This is a genomic window from Pseudomonas sp. yb_9 (assembly GCF_043103635.1).
GTDB classification, from domain to species: domain Bacteria; phylum Pseudomonadota; class Gammaproteobacteria; order Pseudomonadales; family Pseudomonadaceae; genus Aquipseudomonas; species Aquipseudomonas monteilii.
Genome location: NZ_JBICKA010000007.1, coordinates 175,920 through 192,759, shown reverse-complemented (window position 1 = coordinate 192,759; position 16,840 = coordinate 175,920). Strand labels below are relative to the sequence as shown.

The 16,840-nt window shown below is 62.3% G+C and carries 15 protein-coding genes and 2 pseudogenes; 8 read left to right on the top strand and 9 right to left on the bottom strand.

Features of this window, described 5'->3' with window-relative positions:
- Positions 1-52 precede the first annotated feature (52 nt).
- The 3 genes from ACF8MI_RS02450 (at position 53) to ACF8MI_RS02440 (ending at position 4,086) form a co-directional block, all read left to right on the top strand.
- Positions 53-1,360, top strand: a complete 1,308-nt coding sequence (locus ACF8MI_RS02450) for an MFS transporter (protein ID WP_060497264.1) — start codon at positions 53-55, stop codon at positions 1,358-1,360.
- Positions 1,361-1,388: 28 nt separating this feature from the next.
- Positions 1,389-2,378 carry an AraD1 family protein gene (gene araD1, locus ACF8MI_RS02445; RefSeq protein WP_060497263.1) on the top strand — a complete coding sequence of 330 codons (990 nt, stop codon included), beginning with the start codon at positions 1,389-1,391 and terminating at the stop codon, positions 2,376-2,378.
- Positions 2,379-2,511: 133 nt separating this feature from the next.
- Positions 2,512-4,086: an aldehyde dehydrogenase (NADP(+)) gene (locus tag ACF8MI_RS02440; RefSeq protein WP_060497262.1), complete on the top strand. Its 1,575-nt coding sequence runs from the start codon at positions 2,512-2,514 to the stop codon at positions 4,084-4,086.
- A gap of 59 nt (positions 4,087-4,145) precedes the next feature.
- Here ACF8MI_RS02440 and ACF8MI_RS02435 read toward each other — a convergent pair whose 3' ends face one another.
- Together ACF8MI_RS02435 and ACF8MI_RS02430 are read right to left on the bottom strand one after the other, a co-directional pair.
- Positions 4,146-4,529, bottom strand: coding sequence for an NUDIX domain-containing protein (locus tag ACF8MI_RS02435; RefSeq protein ID WP_060497261.1), 384 nt, complete (start codon positions 4,527-4,529; stop codon positions 4,146-4,148).
- A gap of 216 nt (positions 4,530-4,745) precedes the next feature.
- Positions 4,746-4,889, bottom strand: coding sequence for a hypothetical protein (locus ACF8MI_RS02430; protein ID WP_156342044.1), 144 nt, complete (start codon positions 4,887-4,889; stop codon positions 4,746-4,748).
- A 117-nt stretch (positions 4,890-5,006) separates the two neighbouring features.
- Between ACF8MI_RS02430 and ACF8MI_RS02425 the strand changes: the two genes are divergently transcribed.
- A complete protein-coding gene (locus ACF8MI_RS02425) occupies positions 5,007-7,130 on the top strand; it encodes a PAS domain-containing protein (RefSeq protein WP_392517356.1) in 2,124 nt (707 codons plus the stop codon).
- Between the two features lie 8 nt (positions 7,131-7,138).
- Here ACF8MI_RS02425 and ACF8MI_RS02420 read toward each other — a convergent pair whose 3' ends face one another.
- Complete coding sequence (locus ACF8MI_RS02420; RefSeq protein ID WP_060497259.1) at positions 7,139-8,521, bottom strand: PLP-dependent aminotransferase family protein; 1,383 nt, start codon at positions 8,519-8,521, stop codon at positions 7,139-7,141.
- A 121-nt stretch (positions 8,522-8,642) separates the two neighbouring features.
- Between ACF8MI_RS02420 and ACF8MI_RS02415 the strand changes: the two genes are divergently transcribed.
- Entirely contained in the window at positions 8,643-9,512 is an 870-nt protein-coding gene (locus tag ACF8MI_RS02415) for a DMT family transporter (protein ID WP_060497258.1), read from the top strand.
- A gap of 76 nt (positions 9,513-9,588) precedes the next feature.
- Here the strand turns inward: ACF8MI_RS02415 and ACF8MI_RS02410 are convergent.
- Positions 9,589-9,804, bottom strand: a pseudogene (locus ACF8MI_RS02410) (diguanylate cyclase domain-containing protein); the annotation flags it as partial.
- 114 nt (positions 9,805-9,918) lie between these two features.
- Between ACF8MI_RS02410 and glsB the strand changes: the two are divergent.
- Positions 9,919-10,827 carry a glutaminase B gene (gene glsB, locus ACF8MI_RS02405; protein ID WP_016711224.1) on the top strand — a complete coding sequence of 303 codons (909 nt, stop codon included), beginning with the start codon at positions 9,919-9,921 and terminating at the stop codon, positions 10,825-10,827.
- Between the two features lie 65 nt (positions 10,828-10,892).
- Positions 10,893-11,349: pseudogene (locus ACF8MI_RS02400) on the top strand (anti-virulence regulator CigR family protein).
- 29 nt (positions 11,350-11,378) lie between these two features.
- Here ACF8MI_RS02400 and ACF8MI_RS02395 read toward each other — a convergent pair.
- The 5 genes from ACF8MI_RS02395 to ACF8MI_RS02375 form a co-directional block, all read right to left on the bottom strand.
- Positions 11,379-12,143 carry a hypothetical protein gene (locus ACF8MI_RS02395; protein WP_392517355.1) on the bottom strand — a complete coding sequence of 255 codons (765 nt, stop codon included), beginning with the start codon at positions 12,141-12,143 and terminating at the stop codon, positions 11,379-11,381.
- Positions 12,144-12,207: 64 nt separating this feature from the next.
- A complete protein-coding gene (locus ACF8MI_RS02390) occupies positions 12,208-13,485 on the bottom strand; it encodes a bifunctional O-acetylhomoserine aminocarboxypropyltransferase/cysteine synthase (RefSeq protein WP_025752739.1) in 1,278 nt (425 codons plus the stop codon).
- A 231-nt stretch (positions 13,486-13,716) separates the two neighbouring features.
- Positions 13,717-14,487, bottom strand: a complete 771-nt coding sequence (locus tag ACF8MI_RS02385) for an SDR family NAD(P)-dependent oxidoreductase (protein ID WP_060497254.1) — start codon at positions 14,485-14,487, stop codon at positions 13,717-13,719.
- Positions 14,488-14,607: 120 nt separating this feature from the next.
- Positions 14,608-15,639: a 5'-nucleotidase gene (locus ACF8MI_RS02380; RefSeq protein ID WP_060497253.1), complete on the bottom strand. Its 1,032-nt coding sequence runs from the start codon at positions 15,637-15,639 to the stop codon at positions 14,608-14,610.
- Positions 15,640-15,697: 58 nt separating this feature from the next.
- On the bottom strand, positions 15,698-15,943 hold the full coding sequence (locus ACF8MI_RS02375) for a hypothetical protein (protein WP_392517354.1): 246 nt from the start codon (positions 15,941-15,943) through the stop codon (positions 15,698-15,700).
- A 410-nt stretch (positions 15,944-16,353) separates the two neighbouring features.
- Here ACF8MI_RS02375 and ACF8MI_RS02370 point away from each other — a divergent pair, with 410 nt between their 5' ends.
- Positions 16,354-16,839 carry a hypothetical protein gene (locus tag ACF8MI_RS02370; protein ID WP_060497251.1) on the top strand — a complete coding sequence of 162 codons (486 nt, stop codon included), beginning with the start codon at positions 16,354-16,356 and terminating at the stop codon, positions 16,837-16,839.
- Position 16,840 lies beyond the last annotated feature (1 nt).

The window sequence follows — 16,840 nt, the reverse complement described above, 5'->3', positions numbered from 1 at the left end:
AAAGCCCCGGCCAGGTGCTTTGCCCATTACAAGAACAATTGGAGACATCGCCATGATTCAGGAGCAGCGGCTCGTCCGCCTGATCACACTGAAACTCATCCCTTTTCTGGTTCTGCTTTACCTGGTGGCCTATGTCGATCGCTCGGCGGTGGGCTTTGCCAAGCTGCACATGGGCGCCGATATCGGCCTGGGTGACGCTGCCTATGGCCTTGGCGCCGGGCTGTTCTTCATCGGTTATTTTCTGTTCGAGGTGCCGAGCAACCTGTTGCTCGATCGCTTTGGCGCACGTCGGTGGTTCGCCCGTATCCTGGTGACCTGGGGCGCGATCACCGTTGGTATGGCGTTTGTCACCGGGCCTAACGGCTTCTACGTGATGCGCTTCTTGCTCGGGGCCGCCGAGGCAGGCTTCTTCCCTGGCGTGCTGTACTACATCACCCAGTGGTACCCGGTGCGCCATCGCGGCAAGATCCTGGGCTTCTTCATCCTCTCGCAGCCACTGGCCATGCTGATCACCGGGCCGTTGTCCGGCGCGCTGTTGGGGCTTGAGGGCATCTACGGCCTACATGGCTGGCAGTGGCTGTTCATCTGCATCGGCACGCCGGCGGTGTTGTTGGCCTGGCCCACGCTGCGCCTGCTACCGGACGGGCCTGCCAAGGTGCGCTGGCTCAGCGACGAGCAACGCAACTGGCTGCAGGAGCAGTTGGCCAACGACCTGCGCGAGTTCGGCCAGACCCGTCATGGCAACCCGCTGCATGCCCTGAAAGATGGCCGGGTGCTGTTGCTGGCGCTGTTCTACTTGCCGATGACCCTGAGCATTTATGGCCTGGGCCTGTGGCTGCCCACGCTGATCCACCAGTTTGGCGGCAGTGACCTGGTCACCGGTTTTGTCTCGGCGGTGCCCTACCTGTTCGGCATCATCGGCCTGCTGATCGTGCCACGCAGCTCCGACCGCCTCAACGATCGCTATGGCCACCTTGGTCTGCTGTACGCACTGGGTGCCATCGGCCTGTTCTTCAGCGCCTGGCTGACCATGCCTGTGCTGCAGTTGGCCGCGCTGTGCCTGGTGGCGTTCGCGCTGTTCTCCTGCACGGCCATCTTCTGGACGCTGCCGGGGCGGTTCTTCTCCGGTGCTAGCGCGGCGGCGGGCATCGCCTTGATCAACTCGATCGGCAACCTTGGCGGCTACCTTGGCCCGTTCGGCATCGGCGCGCTCAAGGAATACACCGGGCAGCTGTCGTCGGGCCTGTATTTCCTGGCGCTGGTGATGCTGTGCGGGGTGTTGCTCACGGGCGTGGTCTACAACCGCCTGGAGCGCCGCCAGCGCTTGGCTTCCACGCGGGCGGCCGAGGCCTCCCGCTAATTCTTGCAACCGATAAGCGAGCACAAGCATGCGACTGATTCAATTCGAAACCGCTGGCGGCCAGCGCCGTGTGGGCGTGGTGGAAGGCGAGTACGCCCTTGAAGTATCTGGCGCCAACAGCACCCGTGAACTGGCGTTGCAGGCCATTGCCGCAGGTCGTGACCTGGCCAGCGAAGTGCAGGCCGCCGGCCTGGGCGAGCGCCACGACTACTTGGCCCTGTTGGCCGAAGGCCGTGTGTTGCCACCGCTGGACCATCCAGACCCGGCTCACTGCCTGGTTACCGGTACCGGGCTTACCCATCTGGGCAGCGCCGCCACCCGCGACAAGATGCACCAGCAGCAAGCCGAAGGTGCCGTGACCGACAGCATGCGCATGTTCCAGTGGGGGCTAGAGGGCGGGCGACCGCCAGCGGGTGAAGAGGGGGCGCAGCCGGAGTGGTTCTACAAAGGCGACGGCGGCATCGTCGTGCGCCCCGGCGCCGACCTGCCGCTGCCGGCCTTTGCCGAAGATGCGGGCGAGGAGCCAGAGTTGGTCGGGCTTTACCTGATCGGTGCCGACGGCACGCCTTACCGCTTGGGCTACGCCTTGGGCAACGAGTTCTCCGACCATGTTATGGAGCGGCGCAATTACCTGTACCTGGCGCACTCCAAGCTGCGTGCCTGCAGCTTCGGCCCAGAGCTGCGCCTGGGTGCTTTACCGGCCCACCTGGAAGGCACCAGCCGCATCCTGCGAGATGGCCAGGAGCTGTGGAGCAAGCCGTTTCTTTCGGGCGAGCAGAACATGTGCCACAGCTTCGAGAACCTTGAGTTCCATCACTTCAAGTACGGCCAGTTTCTGCGAGCTGGCGATATCCATGTGCATTATTTGGGTACCGCCACGCTGTCGTTTGCCGACGGCATCCAGGCCCGCCCGGGCGATACCTTCGAGGTCAGCCTTGACGCCTTTGGCCAACCGCTGCGCAACGGCATTGCAGCCGCGTCCGGGCAGGTTCGCCCAGGCCTGGTGAAAAGCCTGTAGGAGCGGCTTTAGCCGCGAAGAACCCAGCGCGGTGCATGGCACCGGCTGCGCCGGTGTTCGCGGCTGAAGCCGCTCCTACAAGGGCCTGCATGAAGTGCCTTAGCGCCTTCTTTCTTTGTTACAGGAGTCAACCATGTCTGGAAGCAACTTCATTGGCGGCCAGCGCAGTGCTGCCGGCAGCGTACGCCTGCACAGCCTCGATGCGCGCACCGGCGAAGCATTACCTTTGGCCTTTGCCCAGGCCACCCCTGAAGAGGTGGCTGCCGCAGCACTGGCGGCCGAAGCGGCATTTGCCGAGTACAACGCCTTGGCGCCAGAGCGCCGCGCGCAGTTTCTTGATGCCATTGCCGACCAGCTGGATGCGCTGGACGATACCTTCGTCGCCACCGTGTGCCGCGAGACCGCGTTGCCGGCTGGGCGCATTCAGGGCGAGCGTGGCCGTACCAGCAACCAGATGCGCCTGTTCGCCAAGGTGCTGCGCCGTGGCGACTACCTGGGGGCGCGCATTGATCGCGCGCAGCCACAGCGCCAACCGCTGCCACGCCCCGACCTGCGCCAGTACCGCACCGGTGTGGGGCCGGTGGCCGTGTTCGGCGCCAGCAACTTCCCACTGGCTTTCTCCACCGCCGGCGGCGACACCGCAGCAGCGCTGGCTGCCGGCTGCCCGGTCGTGGTCAAGGCGCACAGCGGCCATATGGCCACTGCCGAGCGGGTGGCCGAGGCCATCGAGCGTGCAGCGGTAGCAACCGGTATGCCTGCGGGTGTGTTCAACATGATCTACGGTGCCGGTGTCGGCGAAGCGCTGGTACGCCACCCGGCGATCCAGGCCGTGGGCTTTACCGGTTCGCTCAAGGGCGGCCGTGCCCTGTGCGACCTGGCGGCGGCGCGCCCGCAACCGATCCCGGTGTTCGCTGAAATGAGCAGCATCAACCCAGTGCTGGTGTTGCCCGCAGCGTTGCAGGCCCGTGGCGAGCAGGTGGCCAAGGAATTGGCCGCCTCGGTGGTGCTGGGTTGCGGGCAGTTCTGCACCAACCCCGGGCTGGTCATCGGCATCGCTGGCGAGGCGTTCAGCGCCTTCGTTGCGGTACTGGGCGCGCAACTGGCTGACCAGCCCGCGCAGACCATGCTCAATGCCGGTACCTTGCGCAGTTATGCCAGCGGCGTGCAGCGCCTGCACCAGCACCCGGGCCTGCGCCACCTGGCCGGTGCCGAACAAGCCGGCGAGCAGGCCCAGGCACAGCTGTTCCAGGCCGATGTAAGCCTGTTGCTCAACGGCGACGAGTTACTTCAGGAGGAGGTTTTCGGGCCTGCCACGGTGGTGGTCGAAGTGGCCGACGAAGCCGAACTGCGCCGCGCTCTGCAAGCCCTGCACGGGCAACTGACCGCCACCCTCATCGCCGAGCCGGAAGACTTCCAGCGCTTTGCTGCGCTGGTGCCGGTTCTGCAGCGCAAGGCGGGGCGCCTGTTGGTCAACGGCTACCCGACCGGTGTCGAAGTATGCGATGCGATGGTACATGGCGGGCCGTACCCAGCCACTTCCGATGCCCGCGGTACCTCGGTCGGTACCCTGGCCATCGACCGGTTCCTGCGCCCGGTGTGCTACCAGGATTACCCGGACGTGCTGCTGCCCGATGCCCTGAAAAACGCTAACCCGCTCGGTCTGCAGCGGTTGGTAGACGGTCAGCACAGCCGTGAGGCGCTTGTCTGACGCAGGCGCTGTCGCGGTATACCTGCCGGGTCCGGCCCGGCGGGATTTCGACCGACGAATCACCCTTTGACAGCGATGAACCCTTCACGCCGCAGCAGCTCGACGTTGCTCGGTTTTATCTGGAGTTGCGACACCTCCTGAATCAGGAACCAGCGACACTCCACTATCTCGTGTGATGGCTGGGGAACCCGGGACGGCGGTACAGCCATCCGATACACCCAGTGCTCCTCCGCTTGAAGCACGTGATGGCCCAGAAACTGGGCATCGCTAAGCGGTAAGCAGGTTTCTTCCTGCAGCTCACGGCGTGCGGCTTCATGCTGGGTTTCCCCAGGGTCGATCTTGCCGCCGGGCAGCGACCATTCCAGTGCCTCTTTGCGTACAAGCAAGACCTTGCCGGCCTGCAGGCAAATGATCGTGGCATGCAGCGCTCTCGATGGGGTCATCACGTGTCCTCCCGTTTCAAGGGAAGGCCGTGCAGGCACGGCAAAGTTCAGCGCAATCGCTCCGAATGAACCCAGCCCGTGCCGGCCTGGTCGCATGTTCACCTTCACCGCAAAAGGAAGTTGGGGATGAAAGCGGTCAGTTCACTGTTCACCGGCGTGGCATTTCGCTGAACGGCCCGCGTCCCTGGCGCGGGCCTTTTGCGTGTGCCCCAAGGCTCAGCCGTCGGACTGCTCTTGCGGCGGTACCTGGCCGTCTGGCCAATCAGGCGCCTCCTGCTCCGGTTCAGGCTTGGGTATCGGTTCGCCAGGGTTGTGTGGCACCTCGTCAACGTACGGGTCGGGATGTTTGGGGTCGATCATGATCGGGCTCCTCGCAAATGGGCTGCACCGCGTTAGGCCGTGTGACCGGGCAGGCTGTTCAATTCGGTTTCTGTCGCCCGTGAGACTATGATGTGGAGCAAGCGACAGAGGTGAGTCATGGATAAAGATGGGATCGACCCGCTGGGCTCACTGCCAGCGGCAGGTGTGCGGTCTGCGAACGAGGGTGTTGCGGAGCATTCGTCCGAACAACTGCGTCTGGTGCTGGACGCCACTGCGGTCGTGGGTATGTGGGTCTGGGATATTCCGAACGACCGGGTAACGGCAGACGAACGCTTCTCCCGGTCTTTCGGCATTCCCGCTCAAAAGTGTGAAGCGGGCATTCCAATCGCTGAAGCCTTTACCTCAATCTACCCGGATGATCGTGAGCGCGTTTCCCGGGATATCCATGACGCGATGTCTCGAGGCGGTACGTTCCGTTGTGAATATCGCGTTCGTAACGAAGCCGGGCTGTATCACTGGATCGAAGCCAACGGGCATGCGGAGCTAGATGCCGAGGGGCAGGCCATACGCTTACCGGGCGTGCTCATGGACATCGAGTCGCGAAGGGCAGCTGAGGCTGAGCGAGATCGCGTATCGGCGTTGTTGCGTACCTTTACTGCCGCAGTGCCTGGGGTTGTGTATGCAAAAGACCTGGAAGGCAGGATGCTCATTGCCAACCATGGGGCAACGCAACTGATCGGCAAACCGCCAGAATTCTACCTGGGTAAGACGGACCTCGAATTCCTCGAAGACAAGGCCCAGGCGCGTCAGGTGATGCAGACCGACCAGCAGATCATGCGTGGCGGCAAGGCTGTGCAGGTCGAAGAGCGGGTCGACATGCCGGACGGTTCTGCAACGACATGGCTCTCCGTCAAGGCCCCCTTGCTCGATGAGGCGGGAAACGTCATAGGGCTCATCGGTTCTTCCATAGACGTTACTGCAAGAAAACAGGCCGAGGCCGCGCTTTTGAACCTCAACCACACGCTGGAAGAGCGCATCAGCGAAGCCGTGGCCCAGCGTGAGGCCGCGCAGGAGGCGCTGCGCCAATCGCAAAAAATGGAAGCGATAGGCCAGCTCACGGGCGGTATCGCACACGACTTCAATAATTTGCTGGCGGGCATCACCGGCAGCCTGGACCTGGCCAGGCTGCGCGGCAAGCAAGGGCGGTTGGCGGACGTCGAGCGTTACATTGGGGTCGCGCACCGGGCAGCGTACAAGGCGGCGGCCCTGACCCATCGGTTGCTGGCATTTTCACGCCGGCAGCCTTTGCAGGCCACCCGTACGGAGGTCAATGGCTTGATAGGCGGCCTGGAGGACCTTGTGCAGCGCACCGTCGGGCCAATGATTCTTCTGAAAGTCGATTTGAAAGCGCAGCTTTCCACCTGCCTGGTAGACCCGGTCCAGGTCGAGAACTCGCTGCTGAACCTCTGCATCAATGCACGGGATGCCATTGGCAAGCGTGCAGGCAAGATCACCATCACCACGGCAAACGAGGCCCTGGAGGCAGGCCCGGGCCTGGATGCCGAGCTGCAGCCGGGTTCGTACCTGGTCATCAGTGTGGCGGACAATGGCATGGGAATGTCGGCCGAAACACTGTCGAAAGCGTGCGAGCCGTTCTTCACTACCAAAGCGATGGGCGAAGGCACAGGGCTGGGGTTGTCGATGGTATATGGCTTTGCCAAGCAGTCGGGCGGGCAAGTCAGGATTGCTTCCGAAGAAGGGGCAGGAACCCGGGTGCAGCTTTTCCTGCCAATCGATCAAGGGCAGCCTGAAAACACCGGCCCGGCAGAGATCCACCCCGATTTTTCAACCCAATGGTCTGACCGCAATGTGCTGATTGTGGATGACGAGCCCTCTGTGCGTTTGTTTGTCAGTGAAGTGCTCAGTGGTTTGGGGTGCACGGTTATCGAGGCCGCTGATAGCCAGGCCGGGCTGCAACTGCTCGCTTCGGACACTCGCATCGACTTGCTGGTGACTGATATCGGCCTGCCGGGAGGGCTCGACGGCCGGGAGATGGCGAAATCCGGGCGACAAACGCGTGAAGGGTTACCGGTCATTTTCATGACCGGTTACACAAGCCCTTCAGTGTTTGACGATGAGGTATTGCGCAACGCATCGGCCGTGTTGATCAAGCCATTCGCAATGGAGGACTTGATCGCCAATGTTCACGCGATGTTTGGCGCTCGAATCAACCAAGGCAAGCCTTCGGTAGCGGCTGACCGAGGTAGCGAGGTGGATTGATCGGGCCATTAGGCACCCAGTGCCCGTTTCAACACGTCATAGACTCTGACGTCCCCTGACTGCGCAACGTTGAACCGCAGAAAATCTCCCGCAGTCATGGACTGGCTAAAGGCATTCCCGGGCGCCAGCACCACGCCTTCATTCAAACAAGCCCTGGCCAGCGTTGCGGCATCCTTGCCTAGCGGCAGCTGGCACCAGGCGTACAGGCCAGCCTGGGGAATGATCCAGGGTTTGATACCAATCGCCTGAAGCCTGGCTACCGTTTTGTCCATTTGCTCGGCCAACCGAAGGCGCACACTCTCCATGTGCTTTCGGTACCCGCTGTCGGTAATCGCGTGGTGGATGATGTCCGCCGCCAGGCGCCCACCGCCGAAGGTGGTCGCAATCTTGAGGTCGACCAGGCCCTCGATCCATTCACCGCGCGCAGCGATGTAGCCGCAGCGGATTGAAGCGGAGATGGTTTTGGAAAAGCTGCCGATCTGGATGACCCTTGAGAGGCCGTCGAACGCAGACAGGCGCGGCGCGGGCGTATGTTCGAAGTCGCTGAAAATGTCGTCCTCGACAATCACCAGGTTGGAGGTGTCGGCCAGCTTCAGCAGCCTGTGTGCGGTGACCGGCGACAGGGTGGCCCCGGTCGGGTTGTGGATGCCGGAATTTGTAATGTACAACCGGGGCGCATGCGCGAGCAGGGCAGCGCCGAATGCATCGATGTCCGGGCCGGTCGGCGTGTAAGGCACGCCCACAACGTTCACCCGGTGTGCTTTCAGCAGTGCGTGAAAGTTGAAATAGCAGGGGTCGTCCACCATCACCGTGTCGCCTGGTTCCAGCAGAAAACGGCAAATCAGGTCGATGGCGTGGGTGCCGGACTCGGTGAGCATGATCTGCTCAGGCGGGGCTTCGACCCCGATGCCTGCCAGCCGTCGCGACAAAAACTGCCGGAGCGGTGGATAGCCAAGCGGTGAAGCGTACTCCGTCAGTTTTGACGCGTCAGAACGGGCAACCATTCGCAGCGCTTTACGCACACCCGCTTCGTACATCCAGGAAGGCGGTAGCCACCCGCAACCGGGTTTCAACGCATCGAGGGAGGTTTCAAGCGATTGGCGCGAGATCCACAGCGGGTCGACGACACGATCCAGTTTGGGGCCAAGTTCGGTCAGTGCCAATGGCGCCACTGGCCCTGCGACGTAAAAGCCGGAGCCGGGGCGAGAGCTGAGTACACCCTCGGCCATTAACCGTTCATAGGCCTCAAGCACGGTAGAAACCGACACCTGCATGGCCTGGGCCATGGCGCGGACGGATGGGATTCTTGCGCCGGGTGTGTAGGTGCGAGAGGCGATCCTGGACTGGATCTCGGCCATGACCGTTCGAATTCGCGTGCCGCTGCGTTTCATCGCACCCTCAACTGTGCTGGATTAATGTGCATAACAGTTCGGTTGAACTGTATTGGATTGTACATGGCCTGGGTGAGCCCGTCAGTGATGTACTGACGCCTGGCTTATCGGGGAATGAATGATGGAAAGAACAACAAGCGGGTGGGTCAACGGCTTCATAGGCGTCGCCATTTTTGCGGGCTCGTTGCCGGCAACCCGCGTGGCCGTGGCGGACTTTGAACCGACGTTTCTGACCTGTGCCAGGGCTACCATTGCCGCCTTGTTGGGTGCGCTGTTTTTGATCGTGCTGCGCCAGCCTCGGCCGAAGCGGGGTGACTTGGCGTCATTGGCGGTAACAGCGCTGGGCGTTGTCATCGGGTTTCCGTTGCTGACGGCACTGGCGCTCCAGCATGTCACCTCTGCCCATTCCATTGTTTTTGTCGGGCTGCTGCCGCTGTGCACCGCCGGGTTTGCCGTTTTGCGGGGCGGTGAGCGGCCTCGGCTGTTGTTCTGGCTGTTCTCGTTCATGGGGGCCGGGCTGGTCGCGGGCTATGCGTTGATGAATGGCGGCGAAGGGTCGTTGGTGGGTGACCTGCTGATGACGGCAGCGGTGGTTGTGTGTGGCCTGGGGTATGCAGAAGGGGCGCGGCTGTCGCGCACATTGGGCGGGTGGCAGGTGATCAGCTGGGCATTGCTGGTGGCGTTGCCGTTCATGCTGCTGCTGACGGTCGTTAATTTTCCGGCACCTGATGCCTTTGCCAAGGTAAGCGCGCCGGCGTGGTTCAGCTTTGGCTACGTTTCGCTGTTCAGCATGCTGATTGGCTTTGTATTCTGGTACCGGGGGCTGGTCCAGGGTGGCATTGCGGCAGTCGGGCAGCTGCAACTGTTTCAGCCGTTCATGGGGCTTGGGCTGGCGGCGTTGCTGCTGCACGAGCAGGTCAGCTGGTTGATGCTGGTGGTGACGCTGGGGGCTGTGATCTGTGTGGCGGGGGCCAGGAAGTACGCCCAATAAGTGAGTACAGCGGTGGCTGGCGCTCGCCTTGGTCGTTGCCCGGTACAAACAGGGCGAGCATACCGCCACACAGCCCGGCACCCACCTGTTCCCGAATGCGCTCAGCAATCCGCTGCAGTTCTTCGCTGTCCTTGACCTGCAAAATCGCGACGAATTCCTCACCCCCATGGCGCACGAGCAGGGCTTTACGCTGCCCGCGATCCATTTCAAGGCGCAGGTCGCGGTTCACCTGTGCCAGGGTGCGCAGTTGCAGATATCCCTCGGCGAGCGTGGCTAGGTTATGGCATCGAGCCATGGGCTACCGGGTAGAGCGGCATTTCTTGCCGCGTGTGTGATTTTTTCCGCTCGACCTTCGTCAAGAAGGCTACCCCTTAGCCGTCGTCTGGGGACTGATACAGGGCCTTCCATGCAAACGCTGTTGAACGAGATTCTTGAAGAAGTACGTCCCTTGATCGGCAAGGGCAAAGTGGCGGATTACATTCCCGCGCTGGCCGATGTGCCGGCGAACCAGTTGGGTATCGCAGTCTATGGCAATGACGGCAGCTATCACTGCGCGGGCGACGCCCTGGTGCCATTTTCGGTGCAGAGTATTTCCAAGGTGTTCAGCCTGGTTCAGGCGATTGGGCACTCCGGTGAAGCCATTTGGGAGCGGCTTGGCCATGAGCCCTCGGGGCAGCCGTTCAACTCGCTGGTGCAGCTGGAGTTCGAGCGCGGTCGCCCGCGCAACCCCTTTATCAATGCGGGTGCGTTGGTGATCTGTGATATCAACCAGTCGCGCTTTGCAGCACCCACGTTGTCGATGCGCGATTTCGTCCGACGGCTCTCGGGCAACCCCCACATCTCGATCGATGCCCGTGTTGCGGATTCGGAATATCAATTTCGCGCGCGCAACGCGGCCATGGCTTACCTGATGCAGTCCTTTGGCAACTTCCATAACGAGGTAGAGGCTGTGCTGCGCAGTTATTTCAGCTACTGCGCGCTGCAAATGAACTGCCTGGATCTGGCCCGGGCGTTCTGTTTCCTGGCCAACGATGGGTTTTGCAAGCACAGCGGTGAGCAGATTCTGACCCGACGCCAGACGCAACAGGTGAACTCGATCATGGCCACCAGCGGGCTGTATGACGAAGCAGGGAACTTCGCCTATCGGGTGGGGTTGCCTGGCAAGAGTGGTGTGGGGGGCGGGATTGTCGCGATCGTGCCGGGGCAATTCACGGTGTGCGTGTGGTCGCCGGAGTTGAATGCGGCAGGCAACTCCCTCGCCGGGATGGCGGCGCTGGAGTTGCTGAGTTCGCGGATTGGCTGGTCGGTGTTTTGATCAGTGGGCGGACGCACAGGGCAACCCTGTAGCCATGCGTGACGAGGCCCGGTAAGGATGCCCCCATGGCCAGAACATCACACCCGACAGCCCTGCTGACTTCGTTGGCAGTGGCATTCGCCGCTGGCCAGACCTTTGCCGACCCAGGTAACGGCAAAGGGCAGGGGCACGGCAAGGCACAGCATGCTCAAGGCCAGGGTAATGCAGGTGGCCATAAGCAGGGTAAGGGCGGTAACGACTGGCATGGTGGCCCGTCCATCGACCGCGGCGATGTGCTGGGCATTCTTGGCGGCCACCGCAGTTACTGGAGCCCGGTGCCTGCATTGCCGCCCGGCATTCAGAAGAACCTGGCGCGTGGCAAGCCACTACCGCCCGGCATCGCCAAGAAGCTGGACGGCCGCCTGCTGGGGCAGTTGCCATCACTACGATGGCTATGAGTGGATGCAGGCGGGTGCGGACCTGATACTTGTCGCTGCGGCAACCGGGATTATCTACGAAGTGTTGAACGGGGCGTTTGACTGAGCAGTGCTGAGCCACCCCACGCAGGCTTGTCAGCGCCGTCGCAATACGGTGGCCAGCCCGACGGTCAGCGCCACGGCGCAGAGCATGGCCAGGCTGATGGCGACGGTAACCCCCCACGTGTCGAGCAACGCTGCCAACACCAGGTGAAACGCAATCACCCCCACCGCCCCAATCGCATTGCCCCGTACCATGGCCGCCATGCCGGCCCGGCCATTCTGCACATGGGCGAACACCACCAGCGGCCAGGCAATCACTGGAATCGGCGCCAGCATCCCGCTGGTTGCCGGGCCCAGCCAGCTGGCCAGGCGGGTGGTGATCATCAGCAGTGACGTGGCAGATACCATTCTGAGCGGGATCTCCCAGTACCGGTACCTGGGGCGGGCCAGGGTATCGGGTTTGGGCTCTTGACCGCTGGCGCGTATCAGTACGCCAATCAGCACTAGCGCCACGGCAATCGACAGGTACAGGTTGCCCCAGTGCGTAAACGCATAGGCAGCCAGCCCGTAAAACAGCAACGCCAGCGGCACGGCCTGGGCGATGCCGAGCCTGCGTGTGGCCAACAGGTAAAACATATAGGTGGCTTGCACCGCCGCCAGGCCGCCCAGCGCGCCGGGCAATGCGCCCAAGGCGAAAGCCGTGCCCTGTTCCAGGCACAGGAAGGTCATCACCAGCGCGGAGGTGATCGGCAGGCCGGACAGCAGCCCACCCAGCAGGCCGCCCCAGCGCCGCGAGGCAAGGGAAATGGCCCACATCAGCAGGGGCGTGACAATTAGCTTGAGGTAGAACAGGGTCATTGCGGGGGTGTCCAGGCTCGGTGAAGGTGCGCCCGCCGTCAGCATTGGGTGGGGCGCGGATGCATCAGGTGCGGCTGGCCTCCAGGGCCTGGGCCAGGTCGGCGATGATGTCGTCGCTGTGCTCGATGCCGATCGACAAACGCACCATGTCCCGTGGCACGCCGGCCCTTTCCAGCTCTTCATCGTTGAGCTGGCGGTGGGTGGTGGAGGCGGGGTGGCAGGCCAGCGACTTGGCGTCGCCGATGTTCACCAGGCGCACCACCAGTTGCAGCGCATCGATGAAGCGCGCACCGGCCGCCTGGCCTCCCTTGATGCCAAATGACAGGATCGAAGCGGGCTTGCCACCGGTGTAGCGTTGGGCCAGTTCATGCTCGGGGTGGTCGGGCAGCCCGGCGTACTTCACCCAGGCCACCTGTTCGTGAGCCTGCAGGTAATGGGCGACCTTCAGCGCGTTTTCGGTGTGGCGTTCCATGCGCAGGGCCAACGTTTCCAGGCCTTGCAGGATCAGGAAGGCGTTGAACGGCGACAGCGCGGCGCCGGTGTTGCGCAACGGCACCACGCGGCAGCGGCCGATGAAGGCGGCGGGGCCGAAGGCTTCGGTATAGGTGACGCCGTGGTAGGAAGGGTCGGGCGTATTGAGCAGGGCGAAACGCTCCTTGTTGTCAGCCCAAGGGAACTTGCCGGAGTCGATGACGATGCCGCCGATGCTGGTGCCATGGCCGCCGATGTACTTGGTCAGCGAATGCACGACGATGTCCGCGCCATGCTCGAACGGTCGGCACAGAACCGGGGTGGCCACGGTGTTGTCGACGATCAGTGGCACACCATGGCGGTGGGCGGCTTCGGCCAGTGCGGCGATATCGACGATATTGCCGGCAGGGTTGCCGATGGACTCGCAGAACACCGCCTTGGTGCGTGCGTCGATCAACGCTTCGAGGGCCGCGATGTCGTCATGGGCGGCGAAGCGGGTATGGATGCCCATGCGTGGCAGGGTATGGGCCAGCAGGTTGTAGGTCCCACCGTACAGCTTGGCCACCGAGACAATGTTGTCGCCGGCCTCGGCGACCGTCTGGATGGCGTAGGTGATGGCTGCCATGCCCGAGGCCACCGCCAGCGCGCCAACCCCGCCTTCGAGGGCGGCCATGCGCTGCTCCAGCACGTCGTTGGTGGGGTTCATGATGCGCGAGTAGATGTTGCCGGCCACCTTCAGGTCGAACAGATCGGCACCGTGCTGGGTGTCGTCGAAGGCGAAGGAGGTGGTCTGGTAAATGGGTACGGCCACCGCCCGGGTGGTTGGGTCGGGGCTGAAGCCTGCATGGACGGCGAGGGTTTCCAGCTTCATGCAATCGTTCCTTGAGCGTGGGTGGAAGCGCTCGAGCATGCGGTGGCGCGAGGGTGTGGGTCAAGGGCGTCGTGCCGGCGCTCACTGGGCCTGGCAGATTGTAAAGATAGGGGGGCATGGCGGTGGCGGTGGCTTTGGTGGCCATCAGGGCGGCGGCCCACGCTAAGCTGACCCCGCGATGAAACGCACTGCCTCGGCCGGGCTGCAACAGTGCACCCGACGCGAGTGCACTCACCACACGATCCGCTCGCCGTCCCAACCCCAAAAGCTTCCGCTCTCTGCCGGCCCAAGCCGCCCTACCTGCTCGATCACGCACTGTGCTGCAAATGCCGGCTCAAACAGCTTCCCCTCCGGCACGTTCCCTTGAAACGGTCGCGACAGTTCGGTATCGGTGGTTCCCGGATGCAGTGTCAACACGGTAGCCGCAGGGTTGAGGCGTTTCAGCTCGATGCTTGCCGTGTGCAGTAGCTGATTCAGCGCCGCCTTGCTCGCACGATAGCTGTACCAGCCACCCAGTCGGTTGTCGCCGATCGAGCCAACCTTGGCCGACAGCGCTGCAAAGGTTGCGGGCTGTTTGCGCAGCAATGGCAGCAGGTGCTTGAGCAACAAGATGGGGGCGAACGCATTGGTGGCGAAGCTGGCCTGCAAACTGGCGAGGTCCAATTGGCCCAGCGACTTCTCGGCTTTCGCCCCCTCCGTGTGGAGGAGGCCGAGTGTGCTGATGACCAGATGAAGGTGCGTGCAGGCAATGCCCACCTCGCTTGCAAGCGCGGTAAGAGCCAGCTCGTCGCGCGCATCGTAGTCCAGCGGTACTACGCGTTCGCCATGTGCCTGGGCAAGTGCAAGCAGCCCGTCAGCGGTGCTGGCGTGCCGCGCCACGGCCCAGACCCGGTTCACATCGTCGCGGGCCAGCAATGCCGTGCACAGCGCCAGGCCAATGCCTCGGCTTGCACCGCAGACCAACACACTGGCTTTGCCGGTCAGTCCGGGGATCAAAGCCATTGAGCGCGCTTCGTGAGACACTTTTGATCACCCTTGCAGGTTCGTTTTAGAGTCCTGCTACTGGAGTGCTGCCTTTCCGGGTCCGAGGTTGTGACGGCTGCGTAGCGCAGCACAGCTAGTCTACGTTGCCCGCAAAATAGTGGCTACTGGCGCATCTTGCGCTGAGTGATCAGCTTGCACAGTTTCAGCAGCTGCCGTGATTGTGTGAGAAAGCTTCGGCGTCGTGTGCCTGTTAGCGACCCCGAATGGCACATGCACCATTGGCAGGTTCCCGGCTGGCGATTGCAAGTGAGAGCGCTGGTCGTCAAAGAACACATGCGGCTTGAGGATCGACAGCACCCTGGGCTTCTCCATCCCGCCTAGAAAGAAGCATTCATCCGGCGACACGCCCCAATCCTTCAAGGTCGTCACTACACGCTCATGTGAGGGAGCGTTGCGCGCCGTGACGATGGCGATGCGCAGAATCCGCTTGTAGTTCGGGTCTTCTGCCAGCTTGCGATCCTCCAGCATGCGAATCAGTGAAAGTTTGCGGTACAAGTCTGCCAAGGGCCCTGGCGAGTGCGGGGTGCCTTTGTGTACGCGCTCATGCTCCTGAAAGTCGTTCAGATTGTCGTTGCGCTTGTACACGCTCTCTGCTTCATCGTCGGCAATCACGCCATCGAAGTCGAAGGCCACCCGTAGCTCTGTGTCTATTTCATCGTCGTAGATGCGTGTAGGCAGCACCCGCCCGGCCGGGTAGTTGGCGTCGATGGCCTTTTGCACATCTTCTTCGTTGGCACTGAGGAACAGTGACGCATTGAACGCCGGGATGTATTCATAGGGCGAGCGGCCCGACATGAACGCCGCGCGGGTAATGTCCAGCTGGTAGTGGCTTATCGAGCGGAACACCCGCAGGCCGGTTGCCGGCGAGTTGCGTGAGAGCAGCACCACTTCCACTGGCAATTGGTCGGGGAAGGCCTGGTTGATGCTCAGGAAGCGGCGAATGAACGGGAACGCCACTCCCCTTGGAAACGGTTCGTCCAGGTTGTCTTCCTGGTGCTGGCGGTAGGCCTCGACCCCTTGGGTCTTGTAGATGTCGTCCGAGACGGTGAGGTCGAACAGCGCACTCGAGGCAACGCCGATGACCAGTTTCTGTTCAATGGGGTAAGGCATGAAGCTGCTCCTGCAAGTGGCCTGGGGCAAGTGTACGCGTGCGTTGTGTGTAAAGCCCTCAGGCCTCCGGGGTCAGCCCGAGGAACACTTGAATCTGGTACTGCAACTGGCTCACATGTTCGCGCTCTGCGCACAGGGCCGCGTGCAATGTGCTGTTCTCCTGTTTGTGGAGACGGGCGGTTTGCTCCAGTTCACGGTCGCTCTGCAACAGGTTCCACATCTCGCCTTGGCGGACGGATTGCAGGCATACAAGCAGCAGGGTGATGCCGCAGACACACAACAGGGAGATTTCCAGCGCTTCCATTTAACGTTTCCTTGGGACGTGGCAACAAGCCGGTAAGCGAGACGATATGTCTATTCTGAATACATGTCGATATTGGTGACTTGTACAGGTAAAGGAATGGTGCAGGTTCTTCGGGGCTTGCCTGGGTGCGGCAGCACGCAAGATCAAGGCAATTTGATATCACGTTTCGGATGCAGCGCCGTTCTGGCAAGGCTTTACCTGCAATCGGCCTGTTGTTGGCAGAAGAAGAGCGGTTTTGCCCAAATATGGCTGGTTAGTTGACATATGCGGAAGGCTTTACTTGGCGGTGAGCAAGCCGGTCAGGCTTCTCAGATGCTGACCAATCACTCAATTGCGCGATGCACCAGTGGATCCGCTGATGCCATTTTGATAGCTTTCCGCCCATTGCCGCTGTATCCGGACAGGAATTGATGAGCCAGCCACACGAACACAGCACTTTGACCCCGCTCGCGGAGCCGACGGTAGACAAGGTGATCGAAAGCACCCCTCAGGCAGATGTTTCGCCTCAGCCGGCCTCCGAGCAAGGCACGTTGCAGGCCAGTATCGATGCACTGAACCAGAAGCTTGTGGCAAGTACCCTGGCCCGGGTGCAGAAGGAGGGGGCTATCCGCAAGCGCCTTGAACAGCACCAGCAACAACTGGCAGAAGGCAACCTGGCCAGGGAGGGCCTGTCGAGCACGGTGACCACGGCGCTGAAGAAGCTCGCACAGGCGACCAACACCCAGGCAGACCGCGTCGACAGCGTGGAGGCGCGGTTGGCCAGCCTGGCCGAACGACAGTGTGAGTGCGAAAGCCAGCAAGCGCACGGTTGGCCAGCGTATCTGGAGCGTCATGCCGTGTCGTTGGTGGCCTTGGCCGTGGCGGTGTTCACGCTGGGGCTGCACGTGCTTGGTTAAT

Excerpts from the sequence above, each read along its gene's own strand:
- ACF8MI_RS02450 (WP_060497264.1), top strand. The coding sequence starts at position 53 with ATGATTCAGGAGCAGCGGCTCGTCCGCCTGATCACACTGAAACTCATC.
- araD1 (WP_060497263.1), top strand. The coding sequence starts at position 1,389 with ATGCGACTGATTCAATTCGAAACCGCTGGCGGCCAGCGCCGTGTGGGC.
- ACF8MI_RS02440 (WP_060497262.1), top strand. The coding sequence starts at position 2,512 with ATGTCTGGAAGCAACTTCATTGGCGGCCAGCGCAGTGCTGCCGGCAGC.
- ACF8MI_RS02435 (WP_060497261.1), bottom strand. The coding sequence starts at position 4,529 with ATGACCCCATCGAGAGCGCTGCATGCCACGATCATTTGCCTGCAGGCC.
- ACF8MI_RS02430 (WP_156342044.1), bottom strand. The coding sequence starts at position 4,889 with ATGATCGACCCCAAACATCCCGACCCGTACGTTGACGAGGTGCCACAC.
- ACF8MI_RS02425 (WP_392517356.1), top strand. The coding sequence starts at position 5,007 with ATGGATAAAGATGGGATCGACCCGCTGGGCTCACTGCCAGCGGCAGGT.
- ACF8MI_RS02420 (WP_060497259.1), bottom strand. The coding sequence starts at position 8,521 with ATGAAACGCAGCGGCACGCGAATTCGAACGGTCATGGCCGAGATCCAG.
- ACF8MI_RS02415 (WP_060497258.1), top strand. The coding sequence starts at position 8,643 with ATGGAAAGAACAACAAGCGGGTGGGTCAACGGCTTCATAGGCGTCGCC.
- glsB (WP_016711224.1), top strand. The coding sequence starts at position 9,919 with ATGCAAACGCTGTTGAACGAGATTCTTGAAGAAGTACGTCCCTTGATC.
- ACF8MI_RS02395 (WP_392517355.1), bottom strand. The coding sequence starts at position 12,143 with ATGACCCTGTTCTACCTCAAGCTAATTGTCACGCCCCTGCTGATGTGG.
- ACF8MI_RS02390 (WP_025752739.1), bottom strand. The coding sequence starts at position 13,485 with ATGAAGCTGGAAACCCTCGCCGTCCATGCAGGCTTCAGCCCCGACCCA.
- ACF8MI_RS02385 (WP_060497254.1), bottom strand. The coding sequence starts at position 14,487 with ATGGCTTTGATCCCCGGACTGACCGGCAAAGCCAGTGTGTTGGTCTGC.
- ACF8MI_RS02380 (WP_060497253.1), bottom strand. The coding sequence starts at position 15,639 with ATGCCTTACCCCATTGAACAGAAACTGGTCATCGGCGTTGCCTCGAGT.
- ACF8MI_RS02375 (WP_392517354.1), bottom strand. The coding sequence starts at position 15,943 with ATGGAAGCGCTGGAAATCTCCCTGTTGTGTGTCTGCGGCATCACCCTG.
- ACF8MI_RS02370 (WP_060497251.1), top strand. The coding sequence starts at position 16,354 with ATGAGCCAGCCACACGAACACAGCACTTTGACCCCGCTCGCGGAGCCG.